This window comes from Brevundimonas sediminis, from assembly GCF_048799765.1.
GTDB lineage: Bacteria > Pseudomonadota > Alphaproteobacteria > Caulobacterales > Caulobacteraceae > Brevundimonas.
Genome location: NZ_JBLYQK010000001.1, coordinates 93,863 through 111,060, shown reverse-complemented (window position 1 = coordinate 111,060; position 17,198 = coordinate 93,863). Strand labels below are relative to the sequence as shown.

The following is a 17,198-nucleotide window of genomic DNA, read 5'->3' as shown; positions in this document are numbered from 1 at the left end:
CATGAAACCCGCCCTGCTCGCCCTGGCCGCGATGGTCGCCCCGCTGATGGTGGCCTCCGCCGCCCATGCCGACGCCTGCGACGATCGCGTCCGCGCCCTCCAGCAGTCCTGGGACCATGTGAATTTCGAGGTTCCGGAGGGTGTCCGCACCGCCGAGATGGCCCGCCTGAACACCCAGGCTGACGCCGTGGTCGCCCAGTGCCCGAACAGGGCTGAACCGCTGATCTGGGACGCCATCATCACCGCGTCCGAAGCCGGCCTGCGCGGCGGCATCGGCGCCCTCGGTCTGGTGCGTGACGCCCGTTCGGAACTGGAACGGGCCGAGCGGATCAACCCCCGCGCGCTCAACGGCGCCGCCTACGTCAGCCTCGGCTCGCTCTACGCCCAGGTGCCCGGCGCCCCGCTCGGCTTCGGCAATCGCCAGCGGGCCCGCGAGTATCTGCAGCGTGGTCTGGCCCTGGCGCCCAATGACATCGACGCCAACTTCTTCATGGGCGATCTGCTGGTCCGCGAACACGACTGGGACGGCGCCGCCCGTTACCTGCAGAAGGCCATCGACGCCCCGGCCCGCCCCGGACGCGCCGTCGCCGACCGGGGCCGCAAGGCCGAGGCCCGCGCCCTGCTCGCCCGCGCCCAGCAGCACCACTGAACGGAGCCGCAATGACCATGCATCCACCTGTCGCCCTGTCGCTCGACGTCGTCCAACGGCGCCGGAAATGGTTCGCCGGCCTCGTTCTCCTCGCCCTTCTGGCTGTTACCGCCAGCGTGCGCTCCGTCACCGCCTTCGACGGTGAATGGCACGAGGGCGTCGAGGCCCTGGGGCTGGCGCTCATCGTCCTCGCGATCGTCGGTCGCGGCTGGTGCTCGCTCTACATCGGGGGGCGGAAGAAGGCCGAGATCGTGGATCGCGGCCCCTATTCCATCACCCGTAACCCGCTCTATGTGTTCAGCTTCATCGGCGCCTTCGGGATCGGCGCGCAGACCGGCAGCCTGGTCGTGGGCGCCGTTTTCGCGCTGGCGACCTTCCTCGTCTTCGTCCGGACGGTCGGTCGGGAGGAGGCCTGGCTGGCGGAGCATTTCGGCGAAACCTATGACGCCTATCGCGCCCGCACGCCGCGGTTCTGGCCCGATGTCTCGCGCTGGCGCGACGCCGAGGAGCTGACCGTCCGTCCCGCCTTCTTTCTCCGCACCTTGCGGGACGGCCTGACCTTCCTCGCGGCCATCCCCGTCATGGAAGGGATCGAACATCTTCAATCGACCGGGCTGATCGGCTTCAGGATCGGACTGTTCTGACCGACCTTCAGCGGGAGGGGGGAACCGGCCGGGCGGGACCCGCCCCGCGCTGCAGCCTTGCAACAGCCGGCCACCGCGGCGCCTCCGGCCCTTGCGTCGCGCCTGAAACCGGTCTCGGATCGGCGTCAGCGGTCTGTATTCAAGGCCGGGGCAGGCCCCGGTCCGGAGGTCAGGAATGTCCGGTACGCTCTCGGCTTTGAAGGTAGGGCAGGATGTGCCCTGGGTGACGAGTTGGACCGGAGAGGAACACCTCGGGATCGGCCGCTGCTTCACGGTCAACGGGCGCCCGGCTCTCTGTCAGGCTGACGCGGCCGGGCGGGGCAAGCCGCAATACTCCAAAAACCATCTCGTCCGGCAGCGCCTCTCGGTCATGCGGATGCTGTGCCCGATGTGCGGCGACCCGACCCGCGAGGACGATCGCTGGACCCAGGTCGCCAAACCTGTCGCGGCGGGCGCGCTGCGTCGGAAGGGGCTCGCGCTTCCGGCCGACATCGGGGACGACACCGTCCTGTTGGACGCCGGCGGCATCGCGCCGCTGCACAGGCGCTGCGTGGACCGCTCCCTCCGCCATTGCCCTCACCTTCGCGCCAGCCCGGATGTCCATGTCCGCAGGTTCCCGGCGATGTGGACCGTCATTCCTCTCCTGGCCGACGTCGACGAGATCGCGGGGCGCAGGCCGGAAGTGGTCGGCTTCCTCCAGCTCTGCGGCGTGACGCGGACGATCGACCGGCGCTGGCGTCGCGCGGACAGCCCCGCCTGAGGCGCCCATTCGCGGCCTAGACCGCGGCGCTTCCGGCGGCGGGATGGGCCACGCGCCAGGCGGCGAGGCGGGCCTCGACGTCGGCTTCGGTGTCCCCGTAGAACAGATTGTAGGGCCGGGCCTTGCGGCGGTCGGCCCAGCTGCCGGTGGGCTGCAGGGACTCCAGCCGGGGCGCGGTGTGGCGCAGCAGGCCGTCGCGGCACTGGGCGCCGACCTCGCGGGCCATCAGGGCGGGACGCGCACCCCACTCCAGACCGGTGGCGTTGGTGGCGCCGCGCTGGGCCCGCGCGGGGACCGGGGCCCCGTCGGTCGAACCGGTCAACGGGTTCACACACAGGGCCGGACGCCCGTCCAGCTCGACCAGCCGTCCACGGTCGTCCCAGACCAGGGCCCGTCGGAGCCGCCGGCGGGCCGCGCCGTCATTGCCGTCGTCCACGGGCGACCAGGCGACGATGCAGCCGGTCTGGTCCCGCCGGGCGCAGGCGGGCATGGCGATGGACAGCCGGTCCACCGGGACGAGGACATCGACCAGATAGACCGCCGCCACCCGCGCGCGCAGCGCGGCGTCGGGCGCCACCCTCTCCCGGACCAGACGCTCGACCAGCTCCCCGCCCTGTTCAGTGCCCGCCAAGACGAGCGGCCCCGCCGGATGCCGGGCCAGCCAGACCTCGAAGGCCGCCGCGATGTCGGCATAGGCGAAGGCCCGCGCCTCCCGCGCATCCTCGCGCAGGGTCAGCCGGGTGTAGAGGCTGGCCTGCCGGTAGCGCGGCGCGCTCACCGCCCCGGCCCGGGCGAAGGGGCCGGCGTAGTTGGGGAGCACCACTTCCTGCAGCCAGCGTTCGCCCTTGCGTTCGCCGATCGGACCGTTCCAGTCCCGGCCGCCGTCATAGGTGGTGGAATGGACGAAGAAGACCGAGGCGTCTCCCGCCTCCGGCGCGCGGGCGTCGAGCAGGGCCCAGTCGTCCGCCCCGGCATAGTCCGGGGCCGGCGGCGGCGAATAGGTCTGGAACGGCACCTGGGGATCGAGCCCGGCGCGCAGGATGTCGCCCCGCCACACCGCCACGGCCGTCACGACGAGCAGAACCAGGGCAAGGCCGACGACGCCGACCCACTGGCGGGCTGTCAGCGTCCCCGGTCTCACCGGTAGGCGTCCGGGGTCATCAGGAAGTCCTGCACATACCGGCGGACCCCCTCCTCCAGCGGCGTGGACTGCCCCGGATAGCCGGCGGCGCGGAGACGCTCCATCCGGGCCTCGGTGAAGTACTGGTACTTGTCCCGGATCGACAGCGGGGTATCGACGTATTCGACCTGCGGGGCCTTGCCCGCCGCCGCGAAGGTGGCGCTGGCCAGATCCAGGAAGGACCGCGCCTGCCCGGAGCCGGCGTTGAACACGCCCGACACCGACGGCGTCTCCAGCAGCCAGGCGATGATGTCGACCACGTCCTCGACGAAGACGAAGTCCCGCATCTGGCCGCCGTCGGCGTAGTTCGGATTGTGCGACCGGAACAGGGTGACCGGCTCACCCGCCTGCACCTTGGGCCAGATCTGGGCCACGACCGACTTCATCCCGCCCTTGTGGTACTCGTTGGGGCCGTAGACGTTGAAGAATTTCAGACCCGCCCACTGGCCCGGCGCATGGCCGCGTCCGGCCTGCTTCACCGCATACTGGTCGAACAGGAATTTCGAATAGCCGTAGGCGTTCAGCGGGCGGAGCGCGGACAGGCCTTCAAGGCTGTTGTCGTCCTCGAACCCCTGATCCCCGTCACCGTAGGTGGCCGCCGAAGAGGCGTAGATCAGCCGGGCGTCGCGCCGCGCGCACCAGTCCCACAGGTCGCGCGACAGGCTGAAATTGGTGCGCATGATCAGGTCGGCGTCCGCCTCGGTCGTCGAGGAGATGGCGCCCATGTGCACGATGGACCCGACCCGGTCGGCGTGCTGCTCCAGCCTTTCGAACAGCTCCTCCGGTTGCCAGAAGTCGGCGATGCCGTGCTTGGCCAGGTTCTTCCACTTGCCCAGCGCCGCCTCTTCCATGCGGTCGCAGACCACCACGTCATGGCGGTCCTCGGCGCACAGGCGCGCGACGATGTTCGAGCCGATGAAGCCCGCGCCGCCGGTCACCACGATCATCCGACGCGCCATCTCAGTCCGCCTTCATCTTCTCAATCGTCCGGGTGGTGGAGTAGCCGTCCTCGAAGGTCGCCAGCTTCACCTCGCCGCCCCAGCTCTCGACCAGGTCGCCGCCGACCACCCCCTCACGAGTGTAGTCCGCGCCCTTGATCAACACATCGGGCCGCAGCCGCTCGATCAGGGCGATCGGCGTCGGGTCGTCGAAGCTGGTCACCCGATCCACCGACTGCAGGCCGCCGATGACCACGGCGCGGCTGTCCAGATCGTTGATCGGACGGCCCTCCCCCTTCAGGCGGCGCACCGAGGCGTCGGTGTTCAGCGCCACCACCAGCCGGTCGCACCAGCTGCGCGCCTGGGCCAGATAGGCGACATGGCCGCGGTGCAGGATGTCGAAACAGCCGTTGGTGAAGCCGACCTTCAGTCCCTGACGACGCCAGCCCTCGATCACATGCGCCAGTTCCTCCAGCGGCATGACCTTGGCGTGGGCGCCCGAGGCGTGCTGGCTCATCTCGGCGTCGATCAGCTCGGCCGGGGTGACCACGGCGGTGCCCGCCTTTCCGACCACCACGCCCGAGGCGAGGATGGCGAACTCCACCGCCGCCTCCAGGGCGGCGCCCGCCCCCAGCGCCAGGCCCAGCGCCGCCAGACCGGTGTCGCCGGCGCCGGAGACGTCGAACACCTCGCGCGCCCGCCCCGGGAAATGCTTCACCGCGCCCCCGCGGCGCATCAGGCTCATGCCCTTGCCGGCGCGGGTGACGATGATCGCCTTCGCCGTCGTGGCCGCCAGCAGGGCCTTGAGAGCCGCCTCGACGTCCGCGTCCGTCTCGACCGGCAGGCCGGTGGCGCCCGCCAGTTCGCTGGCGTTCGGCTTGATCACATCGACCGCGCCGTAGCGGGCGAAGTCGTTGCCCTTGGGATCGACGATCACCGGCGCGCCCGTGGCCCGGGCCGCCGTCAGGGCGTCCTCCAGCACGGTCGCGGTGACGCCGCCCTTGGCGTAGTCGGAAATCAGGATCGAGGCCGCGCCGTCGAACACAGCGGCCGATGACAGGGACCGGTCGCCGGCGACCTCATCGTCCAGCCGCAACAACTGCTGGCCGGCGGAGACATAGCGGGTCTTGACGATGGTCGGGGCCGGGCCGGCGGCCACAAAGCTCTCGACCCCCTCGTCCGCCGCGATCAGGGCGCGCAGCTCGGCGCCCGCCGGGTCATCGCCGACGGCGGCGCCGAGGCGCGCCGCGCCGCCCAGAGAACCGACATTCCGCGCCACATTGCCGACGGCGCCGGCCATGGCGACCGTACGGCGCGCGCGCAGGACGGGGATCGGCGCCTCGGGCGAGATCCGGCTGACCTCGCCATAGACGTAGCGATCCAGCATCAGGTCGCCGACACAGGCGACCTTCAGCCCGCGCACGCGCTCCAGAAGCGCCTGCAGTTGTCCCAGATCGAGCGTGCGTTCAGCCATCCGGTCGGACTACCGGATTCAGGCCGCGTTCGCCATCCGCGCCTTCGACAGGGCGTCATAGGCCAGCAGGTCCGCGGCCAGGGCCTCGAACTGGCTCAGAGGCACCATGTTCGGGCCGTCCGACGGGGCGTGATCCGGATCCTGGTGGGTTTCCATGAAGACGGCGTCCACGCCCACGGCCACGGCGGCGCGGGCCAGCACCGGCACGAACTCGCGCTGGCCGCCCGACGACGTGCCCTGCCCGCCCGGCTGCTGCACCGAGTGGGTGGCGTCGAAGACGACCGGGCAACCGATCTCGCGCAGGATCGGCAGGGCGCGCATGTCGCTGACCAGGGTGTTGTAGCCGAAGCTGGCGCCGCGCTCGCAGGCCATGACGTTCGGATTGCCCGCGCCGGTGACCTTGGCGATGACGTTCTTCATGTCCCACGGAGCCAGGAACTGGCCCTTCTTGATGTTGATCGCCTTGCCGGTGGCGGCGGCGGCCAGCAGCAGGTCGGTCTGGCGGCTCAGGAAGGCCGGGATCTGCAGCACGTCGACCACCTCGCCGGCGATGCGGCAGTGCTCCTCGGTGTGCACGTCGGTCAGCACCGGCAGGCCGACGCTTTCCCGGATTTCGGCGAAGATCGGCAGCGAGCCCTCAAGGCCGAAACCGCGCGCGGCGTTGGCGCTGGTGCGGTTCGCCTTGTCGAAGCTGGTCTTGTAGATGATGCCGACGTTCAGACGCTCGCCGATCTCCTTCAACGCGTTGGCCATCTCCAGCGCGTGCTGGCGGCTTTCCAGCTGGCAGGGCCCTGCGATGAAGGCGATCTTCTGGCCGCCGCCGATGCTGACGGGACGGGCGACGCCCTTGATGTCGATGACGGCGTTGGGCTGGGACACGGCGGCTTCCTGAAACTGCGTTGGGCGACGCGCGGCCCTTGCCGCACCTATGAGGCGATCAGGTGGCGTCGGATGTGGTGGCGCGCAACCTACCACGCCGCCCGCCTGCGTGACCACAGGCGCAAGACCTTGATCCGGCGAGGCAATGCCGACGTATCAGGTTCGCAGCCCGAGGATCGTATGTCTGAAACCAACACCCCGACGAATCGTCGCCCCATTGACGCCCGCGACCCCGCTGCCCAACTTTTCGGCATGACGTCCGTGCCCACCAACGCCCACGCGACGACGGCCGGCGCGCCCCGCGGGGCGGCGCTCCTGCTGCGGCTGCTCAGGTCCAACTGGACCTTTGGACGCCTGACCGTCCAGCTCCCGGGGGGCGATGTCCATCAGCTTGAGGGCGCCGAACCGGGGCCGTCCGCGACCCTGCTGGTGCGGAACTACCGCTTCGCCCGCCGCGTCCTGGCCAATGGCGATATCGGCTTCGCGGAAGGCTATATGGCCGGTGAATGGGACACGCCCCATCTGGCGCCCCTGCTGGAGGTGCTGGCGCAGAACTACGACCACATCCGCCGCCTGTTCGACGGCAATCCGCTGATGACGGCGATCAACTGGGTGTCGCACCGCCTGAACCGCAACAGCCGCAGCGGATCCCGCAAGAACATCCACGCCCACTATGATCTGGGCAACGCCTTCTACAGCCGGTGGCTGGACCCTTCGATGACCTATTCGTCGGCGCGTTTCGCCACGCCCGACACGCCGCTTGAGGCGGCCCAGCGCGAAAAATACGCCGCCCTCGCCCGCCTGATGGACCTGAAGCCCGGCCACAACGTGCTGGAGATCGGTTGCGGCTGGGGCGGCTTCGCCGAGTTCGCGGCCCGGGAGATCGGCGCGCACGTCACCGGCATCACCATCTCCCAGCAGCAGTACGACTTCGCGAAGCAGCGCCTGTTCAACGCGGGCCTGTCGGACAGGGCGGACGTCCGGCTGATCGACTACCGCGACGTGACCGGCCAGTTCGACCGCGTCGCCTCGATCGAGATGTTCGAGGCTGTGGGGCAGGAATACTGGCCGACCTATTTCGGCAAGATCCACGACATCCTGGCTCCCGGCGGGCGCGCCGGCCTGCAAATCATCACCATCCAGGACGCCCTGTTCGCCGAGTACAACCGGCGCACCGACTTCATCCAGAAATACGTCTTCCCGGGCGGCATGCTGCCGTCGGAGGAAAAGCTGAAGCCGGTGATAGAACGCGCGGGTCTGGACTGGCGGACCATTGAGCGTTTCGGCCTCGACTACGCCGACACGCTGAAGCTCTGGGACGAGCGTTTCCAGGCCGCCTGGTCCGAGATCAGCCGGATGCCGGGATTTGACGAGCGCTTCCGGCGCCTGTGGCGGTTCTATCTGGCCTATTGCGAGGCCGGCTTCCGGTCGCGGCGGACGGACGTGGTCCAGCTGGCTCTGGCGAAGGGCTGAGACGGGGCGCATACCGGCCCCATGACCTCCGCCCTGATCTCCGCCCCCGACCTGGCTGACCGTCTCGGCCAGCGCGACCTCCGGATTGTCGACGCCAGCTGGCATCTCGACGGACGCGACGCCCGCGCCGACTTCGCCGGGGGCCACATTCCGGGAGCCATGTTCCTGGACCTCGACGCCGTGTCCGACGGCGACAGCCCCCTGCCCCACACCCTGCCGACACCCGCCGCCTTCGCCGCCTCGGCCGGGGTGCTGGGCCTGTCGGACCGAGACTGTATCGTCGTCTATGACACCGCCGGCCTGTTCTCGGCGGCGCGGGTCTGGTGGATGCTGAAGATCATGGGAGCCCGCGACGTCCGGGTGCTGGACGGCGGCCTGCCCGCCTGGACGGCGCTCGACCTGCCGCTGGAGACCGGCGTGCCCGACCGCCCGCCGTTCGGCCTCTTCAGCCCCCGCTTTGACAGCGAGGCCGTGGTCGGCCTGGAAGCGGTGCGCGGAGCGCTGGACGCCGGCCAGCAGGTGATCGACGCGCGCGGCGCCGCCCGCTTCCGGGGCGAGGCCGCCGAGCCGCGCCCGGGCGTTCGTCCGGGTCATATGCCCGGAGCGACGAATCTGCCCTATGCCGCGCTGCTCGAGCCGGACGGCCGGCTGAAACGCGACGCCGCGCTGGAGGCCGCCTTCACCGAGGCCGGGATCGACCTCGACCGTCCGGTGATCACCACCTGTGGTTCAGGCGTGACGGCGGCCATCCTGACGCTCGGCCTGCACGAGCTGGGCCGCCCCTCCCGCCTCTACGACGGCAGCTGGGCGGAATGGGGCTCGCCTGAAGGCGGCCCGGTCGTCAGCGGCGCCTAGGCCCCCAGCGTCGAAGGCTCGCGCGCGTCGTCCGGGACGATGTCGTCGCTCTCGCCGCGGGCGACGACCGTGGTCAGCACCAGATCGCCGGTGACGTTCAGGGTGGTGCGGCACATGTCGAGGAAGCGGTCGACGCCCAGGATCAGGCCGATGCCCTCGACCGGCACATTGACCATGGCCAGGATCATGGCGACCACGGGCAGCGAGCCGGCGGGCACGCCGGCGGTGCCGACCCCGCCCAGGATGCAGACCAGCATGACCACGATCTGCTGGGTCAACGACAGCTCGACACCGAAGAACTGGGCCAGGAACAGGACGGTGACCCCCTCGAACAGGGCGGTGCCGTTCTGGTTGGCGGTCGCGCCGACAGTCAGGACGAAGCGGGCGATCTTGCGCGGCAGGCCCAGCTCCTCGTCAGCGGCGCGCAGGGCCACCGGCAGGGAGGCGTTGGACGAGGCGGTCGAGAAGGCCACCACCATCGGCTCGCGCACGCCGCGGAAGAATTTGACCGGGTTCATCCCGCCGCCGATCCAGACGACCAGCGGGTAGACCACGAACATGTGCACCGCCATGGCCCCGACGGCGACGCCGACATAGGCGGCCAGACGCACCAGCAGGTCCCAGCCGAACACGGCGGCCAGCTTGAACATCAGGCAGGCGATGGCCAGCGGGGCCAGTTTGATGAACAGGTTGATCAGCTTCATCGTGACCTCGAGCAGGCCCTCGACGGTGCGCTGCAGGCCGTCGGTCTGGGGCGACTTCGCCATCACCAGGCCGATGCCGAAGAAGAGGGCGAAGATCATCACCGGCAGGATCTGGTTCTCGGCCGCCGCGGTCACGACGTTCGAGGGAATCAGGTCGAGGAAGAACTGGTCGAAGCGAACTCCGCCCTGGGCCTTCTCGACGATCTCGCTGGTGCCTTGCGCGCCCTGGGCCAGCAGCTGCTGCGCCACGTCCGGCGGCACGCCGTCGCCGGGACGGAAGTAGTTGACCATGCCCAGGCCGATGACGACCGCGATGCCGGACACGACGATGGTCAGCAGCAGGGTCTTCAGACCCGCGCGCCCGAGGGATTTCAGGTCGCCCATCTCCGCCACCCCGACCACGAGGGCCGAGAAGAGCAGCGGGATGACCATCATGAACAGCAGCTTCAGGAAGATCTGGCCGATGGTCCCGGCGACCGTGATCGGCCACCAGTCCGCTGCGGGCTGAAGCGCGAAATTGGCCCACAGACCGGCGCCGAGGCCGATGGCGAAGCCCATCAGCATCAGCCAGTGGAGCGCGATTCCGCCCTTTTTCGTCGTTTGCATGCGGAGGTCCCCCGGCGATTGAGCGGTGTGGTTATCGGATCGGCAGGCCGTAGATCAAGCCGGCAGGTCTCTGGTTCCATTGCGCATTGAGCCCGCGCTCCAGATCGAGCGAGGAGTCCGGACCGAGATTTCGCGCGAAGATCTCGCCGTAATTGCCCTGGGCCTCGATGGCGTCCCGCAGCCAGGTCTTCGACAGGCCGAGCATCGGGCCGAAGTCGCCCTCGACGCCCAGCAGGCGACGGATCGACGGGTCGCGGCTTTCTCCGGCCAGGGTCCCGACGGTCTGGCGCGTGACCCCCAGTTCCTCGGCCAGGATGAGGCCGTTCAGGGTCCAGCGGACGATGGAGGTCCAGGCCTCGTCCCCCCGTTTGACGGCCGGCCCCAGCGGCTCCTTGGAGATCACATCCGGGAGGATGGCGTGCTGCTCGGGGTTCGGCAGCAGGGTCCGGGCCGCGGCCAGGGCCGAAATGTCGGCGCTGAAGGCGTCGCAGTCCTCGCGCCCGTAGGCTTCCCGCGCCGCCTCCTGGTTGTCGGTCACGACCGGGGTGTAGGCGATGCCGCGGGCGCGGAACCAGTCCGCCACATTCAGCTCCGTGGTCGAGGCGCGCTGGACGCAAATCCGCGCCCCGTTCAGCTCGGCCGCGCTGGACAGGTTCAGCGAGCGCCGCACCAGGAAGCCCTGACCGTCGTAATAGTTGATCCCGGCGAAGCGGATGCCCTCCTCCGCCTCGCGCGAAAGGGTCCAGGAGGTTTCGCGCCACAGCACGTCCACCCGCCCGGCGCGCAGGGCGTTGAACCTCTGGCTGGTGGTCAGGGGTACGAACCGCACCGCATCCGCATTGCCCAGAACCGCGGCCGCCAGCGCCCGGCAGAAGTCGGCGTCGAAACCCCGCCACTGGCCGCGATTGTCGGTGTAGGCGAAGCCGACCAGCCCCTCATGCACGCCGCAGTTCAGCCGGCCGCGCCGCTTCACCGCCTGCAGGGTCGGGCTGGAGAAGGCGGGCGCCTCGGTCGGCGGGGCGGTGGCGACGTCGTCCGCGGCGTCGTCCTCGCGGCCGCCCCGACCGCAGGCGGCGACCGCAAGCGTCAGGACCAGCGCCAGCGCCGCCGTCCGAACCTTCATCCCGCCTGTCCGCATTCCGCGCCTCGTCAGTGTATCCGCCAGACTTGCGCCCCCGCCCTTTTAGAGGCCTTTGAGGCCTGAACCGCAACCCCGCGAGGCGCCATGACCGACCGATCCGACCGCACGCGCCTGATTGCCGGGGCCACCCGTCGCGACGCGGGACCCGGGCTCGGCCGTCGTCCGGTCTCGCCGCCGGTCGAGCGGGCCTCGACCCTGCTCAACGCCACGCCGGGGGCCATGCGCGACGGCGCCCTCGGCCCGACCTACGGCATCGAGGACCTGTCGGCGGGACGCGAACTCCGCACGGCGCTGGCGGCGCTGGAGGGCGCGTCCGACGTCTGGTTGGTCCCGTCCGGCCTTGCCGCCGTGACCGTGCCCCTGACCGCCCTGCTCCAGCCCGGCGACCAGGTGCTGACGACCGACGCCCTGTACGGCCCCAGCCGCCGCTTTCTGCACCGCCACCTGCGCCCGCGCGGGATCGACACCGTCTTCCATCCCGCCGGGGCCGGGACCGACGCCATCCTGTCCGCCCTCACCGACCGCACGAAGGTGCTGCTGATCGAGTCGCCCGGCTCCCTGACCTTCGACCTGCAGGACGTCCCGGCCCTCGCCGCCGCCTGTCGTGAACGCGGCGTGCTGACGATCATGGACAACACCTGGGGCGCGGGTCTGGCCTTCAAGCCCCTGGCCCACGGCGTCGACGTCAGCGTCCAGGCCCTGACCAAATACGCGGGCGGCCACTCGGACCTGCTGATGGGCTCCATCGCCGTCACCGATGACGCCGTCGGCAAGCCGATCTTCGAGACGCTCGAGGACTACGGCTGGCGCGTCACCTCCGACGACGCCTGGCTGGCCCTGCGCGGCCTGCGCACCCTGCCCCTGCGCTATGCCGAACAGGCCCGTTCGGCCCGCGTCGTCGCCGACTGGCTCAAGGCCCGCCCCGAGGTCGCCGACGTGATCTGGCCCGCCCTGCCCGGCTCCCCCGCCCACGCCCTGTGGAGCCGCGACTACACCGGCGCCGCCTCCCTGTTCGGCGTCGTCATGAAAGCCGGCGACACCGCCAGCGCCCACGCCCTGATGTCGGCGCTGACCCTGTTCGGCCTCGGCTACTCCTGGGGCGGCTTCGAAAGCCTGATCACCCACGAAACGCCGCAACTGGCGATGCGCGGATCGCCGCCGAAACTGGCGGGCGAACTGCTGCGCCTGCATGTGGGGCTGGAAGATCCGGCGGATCTGATCGCGGACCTGGAGGCGGGCCTGGCGGCGTGGCGTCGGGCCTGATCGGTCAGGCCGCTTCCGCCTGACCGAGTTGCTGCAGGCTGGCCACCAGCCGGGTCAGTTCAATCGGTTTGGCGATCACCCCGTCCATACCGGCGGTGAAATACTGTTCCGTCTCGTGCGACAGGACGCTGGCGGTCACGGCCAGGATCGGCGTCGGCCTCAACCCTCTCCGCTTTTCCCGGGCCCGGATAATCCGCGTGGCCTCCAGCCCGTCCATGATCGGCATATTGATGTCCATCAGGATGACGCCAAAGTCGCCGCCCTCGACCGCCCGGACCGCCTCGGCGCCGTCACAGGCGATCTGAACCTCGAAGCCGAGGGACTGAAGCAGTCCCGCCAGCACCGTGCGGTTGACCGCATTGTCATCGACCACCAGCGCCTGATCAGCGGACAGCGTCTCATCACCCGCCCCGGTCCCGGCCGTCCCGCCCTCCAGCCTTGGCAGGGGAAGACGCACCTCGAAACAGGCCCCCTTGCCGACTTCGGACTCGACCCGGATCGCGCCCCCCATCAGTTCCGCAAGTTCGCGGCAGATCGACAGGCCCAGCCCCGTGCCGCCGCGTCGGGCGTCGGTTCCCTCGCACTGCTCGAACCGCTCGAACACCGTGTCCAGGGCGGCGGCGGGAATGCCCCGTCCCGTATCCTGGACCGTCACCGTCAGACCCTCGTCATCGCCTTCAACTGTCAGGCTGACGGACCCCGCCGGTGTGAATTTGATCGCATTGGCCAGCAGATTGCCGACCACCTGCTTCACCCGGACCGGATCGCCGGACCGGTAGCCGACGGTCTCGCCGATCTCGGCGCGGAAGACGAGGCCGGCCGAGCGGGCCTGCAGCTCATAGTTCTGAGCCAGCACATCAAACAGAACGTCCGCGTCAAAGGCCTCGACCTCCAGATGCAGCCGGCCGGCCTCGACCTTCGAGATGTCCAGCACATCGTTGATGATCGCCAGAAGGGTCGAGGCCGAATCCTTGGCCAGCGCCAGACGGGCGCGCTGATCCGCGGCCAGGTCACCGCGCTCCATCATCTGCATCATGCCGAACACGCCGTTCAGCGGGGTGCGGAGCTCATGGCTCATCGAGGCCAGGAACTGCGACTTGGCGCGGTTGGCGGACTGCGCTTCCTGCACCATCAGCCTCAACTCGGCCGTCCGCTCGGCCACCCGCGTCTCCAGCGAAGCGTTCAGCGCGGCGATGGCCTCGGTCTGCTCACGTTGCATCGCCAGCATCCGCGCGACCTCTTCCTCGCCTTCGATATAGGCGCGGTAGAGATGGCTGTTGGTGAAGATTCCGGCGCACATGGCCAGCCAGAAGACGACGCCCAGTCCCGAGATCACCGGCGGCAGAATATCCTCCCGCCAGATCAGCGCGGCGGCCGGCAGCAGGATAAGGGTCACGTAGACGATCGCCACCCACCGCAACGGCGACAGCACGCCGACCGCCCCGCCCGCCAGCGCCGCCGCCACCACGACGGTGACGAACTGGGAGGTCACGTCCGACCCGGGCAGGATGATCGCCGCGATCAGCGCGAACACCACGCCGTTCAACAGGGAGCCGAAGGTCAGCGCAAGGTTCAGGTCCCGCGCCTCGCGGACGCCGCCGTCCTTCGCCCGTCGCGCCAGCGCCGGGGTGAAGACCATGCGGCACAGATTGGCGATCAACCCGATCATCACCAGCCAGCCGACCCCGGAGGTCAGCCCTCCGCCCTGGATCTGGTGGATCACGATGATGACGGCCAGGAAGACCAGGCAGTTCCGGAGATTGTACCGCGCCCCCCACTGCAGCAGGCGGCCTTCCACAATGGCGCGAGCATCCCCTTCTGCAGCATCGCCCCGGCTTCTGTCGCGCCGGGTGAGGATGGATGATCTTTCAGGCCCCATGCGGAGTTCAAACCACGGTTAGCTGAAGATACCGCTAACATTTCAAGGGCCCGGAGACCTGTTGCGGTCGAGGTGTGCGACGGGCAATCTCTCCCGGTCGACGCCGGACGATGCGTTCCTGCGGTGACAATTCCGCGAGGGACCATGCGCGTGATGTCCGGGATCTGTCTGGCGCTTCTGGCCCTGTCCTCGACCGCATGCGCGAGGCCGCAACCCGTCACCAGTGAGGCAGCCGCCTGCGCCGTCGCCACACAGAAGGTCACCGCGGTCCGGGGCCTCCCGACCAGCCATGTCGCCCGCTGCGAAAACCTGGACGAAAAGAACGGCGACTACCCCCTCGCCCTGTACGCTTTCTGCCGGCAAGACCTCTGCGGCAGCACAAGCATGGGCTGGTTCGCCGTCAACAAAAGAACCGGCGAGGTGTTCGAATGGGATGTCACGGAAGAGAAGCCCGGCCGGCGCATCGCGAGATAGCGCCGTCCCCCTGGCGCGCCCTGCAGGATTCGAACCTGCGACCGTCCGCTTAGAAGGCGGGTGCTCTATCCAGCTGAGCTAAGGGCGCCCGAGGGCGAATGCAGACCGCGCTCCAAATCGCACGACGGCGATGGAAGCGACAGGTGCGACGCGATCCATGGCCTCAAGTACCCCGAAGGGCGGTAGGCCACTAAAAAGCATTAGTCGCCTGCGGCGACTAATGCGTCCATGACTGCTTGCGGTTGGTGGCGAAATTGTCGGCGTAGGCCTTGATGATCACCGGCGGCTCCTGCGGCTCGTGCAGGCGGAAGGCGATGCCGTGGCGATCGGCGTAGGCGACGGCCTCTTCCTTCGTATCGAAGGTCAGGCGGACCTGCCCGTTCATGTCCGACGACGAGGTCCAGCCCATCAGCGGGTCGATGGTGCGCGCCGAGGCCGGCTCGAACTCCAGCCGCCAGTCTCTCGACTTGGCCTTGCCGGACTGCATGGCGGTCTTGGCGGGGCGGTAGATGCGGGCGATGGCCATCGGAATCCTCATTGGTCCGGCCGAAACCGGTGTCCGCGTCCTAAAAGCCTTCGGCCCCGGGATCAAGGCGGCCCGTCAGGCGGGCCCGGTCTGCGCAACGCCGCCTGCGCGGAAAATCCTTCGAATCTCCACACGCCTCCCGCCCCGGTCTGGCGCATGAAAGGCCATCACCATCTTCAGGACGAGGTCGGGATGACGGACAGGAGCAACACCCGCAATGACGGCTCCGGAGAAGGCCCCAGCGTGCCGCTGTGGCGGGTGGCGCTGTGGGGCGGGATCGCGGCCCTGCTGGTGGCGCCGCTGATCGCGATGCAGGTCACGCGCGCGGTCGACTGGGGAGCGGAAGACTTCGCCTTCGCCGCCATCCTGCTGGTCAGCGCGGGCGCCCTGTTCGAACTGGCCGCCTGGAAGGTCCGCGACCTGACCGGCCGGCTGGTGCTGGCGGCGGTTCTGACGGGCGCTGTGCTGCTGGTGTGGGCCGACGGGGCGGTGGGGATCTTCTGACCCCCGTAAACTCTGGTCGGGGCGAGAGGATTCGAACCTCCGACCCTCTGCTCCCAAAACAGATGCGCTACCAGGCTGCGCCACACCCCGATCCAGAGCGGCGCGTCTTGCCACGCGCCGCCCCTCGCCGCAATCCGTGATCGACGCCTATTCGGCGAAGAAGGGGTGATGGACCTTGTCGCCCGGCCGGGCGCCGATTTCGTCCGACCGACCGCCGCGCAGCTCCAGCACGCCCATGGCCGGGCCGTTGGACGGCAGGACCGTGTCGTTGTTCGGCGCGGCGTTCTTCACGATCGAGACGATGCGGCCGTAGGGGTCGATGTAGATGATGTCGAGGGCGCTGGGCGTGTTGTGCATCCAGAAGCCGCGCTCGGCGACGTCGGGGAACTGGAACAGCATGCCGCGATCATCGGCCAGCGGCGGACGCTCCATCAGGCCGCGCTGACGCTCGGCGTCGTCGTCGGCGATCTCGACCATGAATTTGTGCTCGCCGGTCGCGGTGGTGATGGTCAGCGCCTCCATCGGCTCGCCGTTGGCGCCCTTGGGCGTGCCCAGGGCGCAGCCGGCCAGCAGCAGGGCTCCGGTCAGCGCCGCCACGGCGCCCCGCCCCAGAATTCCACGACGATTGATCATACGCATCCGCCCTTCCACGAGGGCGGAGCCTATCCGCCCATTCTGATTTCGGCGACCACCAGCCCCTTGGGGCCGTCGGCGAATCGCACCGAGACGGTTTCGCCCGGCAGCAGGTCATCCAGACCGCAGCGACGAAGCGTCTCGACATGGACGAAGATATCGCCGGCCTGCCCGTCGCGCACCACGAATCCGTAGCCCTTGGTCCGATTGAACCATTTGACCACCGCCGGCTCCAGCGGACCGCCTGACGGGGTCGGGATCGCCGACTGCTGGCGCAGGCCGTCATAGCCCGGCCGGCGGGGCGGCTGGGTCGCGGCCGGATCGCCCTCGCCCAGGTCGATGACGCCCGTCACCTGCCAGCCCTTGGGCCGACGCACGCAATCGCAGGAAATGGGCGCGCCCTCCGCGGCCGTCTCGTGACCGCTGTCGCGCAGGCTGGAGATGTGAAGCAGCACGTCCTTGAGGTCGGTCAGCCCCGGATCGTCGGGCACGATGAAGCCGTACCCCTTGCCGGGATCAAACCATTTGACCCGCCCGGCGATCCGCACCGCGGTCGCCATCTCCCCAACCTCGTAGTCAGACACAACTTTCCCCCTGCCCGGGATCAGTACGGGCA

The 17,198-nt window shown here is 69.4% G+C and carries 18 protein-coding genes and 2 tRNA genes; 8 read left to right on the top strand and 12 right to left on the bottom strand.

The genetic code is table 11. The features are described 5' to 3' along the window. Window position 1 precedes the first annotated feature (1 nt). The 3 genes from ACLQ7T_RS00620 to ACLQ7T_RS00610 all read left to right on the top strand — a co-directional run bounded on the left by ACLQ7T_RS00620 (window position 2) and on the right by ACLQ7T_RS00610 (window position 2,053). The gene (locus ACLQ7T_RS00620) at window positions 2–649 is read left to right on the top strand and encodes a tetratricopeptide repeat protein (protein ID WP_420477648.1); all 648 of its coding nucleotides are present in this window, start codon (window positions 2–4) and stop codon (window positions 647–649) included. Window positions 650–660: 11 nt separating this feature from the next. Next, window positions 661–1,293 carry a methyltransferase family protein gene (locus ACLQ7T_RS00615; protein ID WP_420477647.1) on the top strand — a complete coding sequence of 211 codons (633 nt, stop codon included), beginning with the start codon at window positions 661–663 and terminating at the stop codon, window positions 1,291–1,293. Window positions 1,294–1,468: 175 nt separating this feature from the next. Then, the gene (locus ACLQ7T_RS00610) at window positions 1,469–2,053 is read left to right on the top strand and encodes a hypothetical protein (RefSeq protein ID WP_420477646.1); all 585 of its coding nucleotides are present in this window, start codon (window positions 1,469–1,471) and stop codon (window positions 2,051–2,053) included. 16 nt (window positions 2,054–2,069) lie between these two features. On the opposite strand, the gene ACLQ7T_RS00605 is transcribed toward ACLQ7T_RS00610, so the two are convergent. Genes ACLQ7T_RS00605 through kdsA form a run of 4 tightly spaced genes read right to left on the bottom strand, consistent with a single transcriptional unit; the run spans window position 2,070 to window position 6,524 of the window. Further along, window positions 2,070–3,194 (bottom strand): DUF3089 domain-containing protein, encoded by a 1,125-nt coding sequence (locus tag ACLQ7T_RS00605; RefSeq protein WP_420477645.1) that lies wholly within the window; start codon window positions 3,192–3,194, stop codon window positions 2,070–2,072. Beyond that, complete coding sequence (gene rfaD, locus ACLQ7T_RS00600) at window positions 3,191–4,192, bottom strand: ADP-glyceromanno-heptose 6-epimerase (protein WP_420477644.1); 1,002 nt, start codon at window positions 4,190–4,192, stop codon at window positions 3,191–3,193. The genes ACLQ7T_RS00605 and rfaD overlap by 4 nt, the downstream gene beginning before the upstream one ends. A 1-nt stretch (window position 4,193) precedes the next feature. Continuing rightward, on the bottom strand, window positions 4,194–5,645 hold the full coding sequence (gene rfaE2, locus ACLQ7T_RS00595) for a D-glycero-beta-D-manno-heptose 1-phosphate adenylyltransferase (RefSeq protein ID WP_420477643.1): 1,452 nt from the start codon (window positions 5,643–5,645) through the stop codon (window positions 4,194–4,196). Window positions 5,646–5,663: 18 nt separating this feature from the next. Beyond that, a complete protein-coding gene (kdsA, locus tag ACLQ7T_RS00590) occupies window positions 5,664–6,524 on the bottom strand; it encodes a 3-deoxy-8-phosphooctulonate synthase (protein WP_420477642.1) in 861 nt (286 codons plus the stop codon). A gap of 252 nt (window positions 6,525–6,776) precedes the next feature. Between kdsA and ACLQ7T_RS00585 the strand changes: the two genes are divergently transcribed. Together ACLQ7T_RS00585 and sseA are read left to right on the top strand one after the other, a co-directional pair. Beyond that, window positions 6,777–7,997 (top strand): class I SAM-dependent methyltransferase, encoded by a 1,221-nt coding sequence (locus ACLQ7T_RS00585; protein ID WP_420477641.1) that lies wholly within the window; start codon window positions 6,777–6,779, stop codon window positions 7,995–7,997. Window positions 7,998–8,018: 21 nt separating this feature from the next. Then, complete coding sequence (sseA, locus tag ACLQ7T_RS00580) at window positions 8,019–8,852, top strand: 3-mercaptopyruvate sulfurtransferase (RefSeq protein ID WP_420477640.1); 834 nt, start codon at window positions 8,019–8,021, stop codon at window positions 8,850–8,852. Here the strand turns inward: sseA and ACLQ7T_RS00575 are convergent. Continuing rightward, complete coding sequence (locus ACLQ7T_RS00575) at window positions 8,849–10,162, bottom strand: dicarboxylate/amino acid:cation symporter (protein ID WP_420477639.1); 1,314 nt, start codon at window positions 10,160–10,162, stop codon at window positions 8,849–8,851. The two genes, sseA and ACLQ7T_RS00575, sit on opposite strands and share 4 nt — an antisense overlap. Before the next feature lie 31 nt (window positions 10,163–10,193). Then, the gene (locus ACLQ7T_RS00570) at window positions 10,194–11,285 is read right to left on the bottom strand and encodes an amino acid ABC transporter substrate-binding protein (protein WP_420477638.1); all 1,092 of its coding nucleotides are present in this window, start codon (window positions 11,283–11,285) and stop codon (window positions 10,194–10,196) included. Between the two features lie 102 nt (window positions 11,286–11,387). Here ACLQ7T_RS00570 and metC point away from each other — a divergent pair, with 102 nt between their 5' ends. Next, window positions 11,388–12,566, top strand: coding sequence for a cystathionine beta-lyase (metC, locus tag ACLQ7T_RS00565; RefSeq protein WP_420477637.1), 1,179 nt, complete (start codon window positions 11,388–11,390; stop codon window positions 12,564–12,566). 4 nt (window positions 12,567–12,570) lie between these two features. Here metC and ACLQ7T_RS00560 read toward each other — a convergent pair whose 3' ends face one another. After that, window positions 12,571–14,364 (bottom strand): ATP-binding protein, encoded by a 1,794-nt coding sequence (locus ACLQ7T_RS00560; RefSeq protein WP_420477636.1) that lies wholly within the window; start codon window positions 14,362–14,364, stop codon window positions 12,571–12,573. Between the two features lie 225 nt (window positions 14,365–14,589). On the opposite strand from ACLQ7T_RS00560, the gene ACLQ7T_RS00555 reads away from it, so the two are divergent. After that, a complete protein-coding gene (locus ACLQ7T_RS00555; protein ID WP_420477635.1) occupies window positions 14,590–14,919 on the top strand; it encodes a hypothetical protein in 330 nt (109 codons plus the stop codon). Between the two features lie 11 nt (window positions 14,920–14,930). Here ACLQ7T_RS00555 and ACLQ7T_RS00550 read toward each other — a convergent pair. Together ACLQ7T_RS00550 and ACLQ7T_RS00545 are read right to left on the bottom strand one after the other, a co-directional pair. Then, a tRNA-Arg gene (locus ACLQ7T_RS00550) sits at window positions 14,931–15,007 on the bottom strand. A gap of 129 nt (window positions 15,008–15,136) precedes the next feature. Beyond that, window positions 15,137–15,445: an ETC complex I subunit gene (locus tag ACLQ7T_RS00545; protein WP_420469892.1), complete on the bottom strand. Its 309-nt coding sequence runs from the start codon at window positions 15,443–15,445 to the stop codon at window positions 15,137–15,139. Window positions 15,446–15,637: 192 nt separating this feature from the next. Between ACLQ7T_RS00545 and ACLQ7T_RS00540 the strand changes: the two genes are divergently transcribed. Continuing rightward, the gene (locus ACLQ7T_RS00540) at window positions 15,638–15,949 is read left to right on the top strand and encodes a hypothetical protein (RefSeq protein ID WP_420469893.1); all 312 of its coding nucleotides are present in this window, start codon (window positions 15,638–15,640) and stop codon (window positions 15,947–15,949) included. A 13-nt stretch (window positions 15,950–15,962) separates the two neighbouring features. On the opposite strand, the gene ACLQ7T_RS00535 is transcribed toward ACLQ7T_RS00540, so the two are convergent. The 3 genes from ACLQ7T_RS00535 to ACLQ7T_RS00525 form a co-directional block, all read right to left on the bottom strand. Further along, a tRNA-Pro gene (locus ACLQ7T_RS00535) sits at window positions 15,963–16,039 on the bottom strand. Window positions 16,040–16,096: 57 nt separating this feature from the next. After that, window positions 16,097–16,588, bottom strand: coding sequence for a DUF192 domain-containing protein (locus ACLQ7T_RS00530; protein WP_420477634.1), 492 nt, complete (start codon window positions 16,586–16,588; stop codon window positions 16,097–16,099). 23 nt (window positions 16,589–16,611) lie between these two features. After that, window positions 16,612–17,142 carry a cold-shock protein gene (locus ACLQ7T_RS00525; protein WP_420477633.1) on the bottom strand — a complete coding sequence of 177 codons (531 nt, stop codon included), beginning with the start codon at window positions 17,140–17,142 and terminating at the stop codon, window positions 16,612–16,614. Window positions 17,143–17,198: the final 56 nt, after the last annotated feature.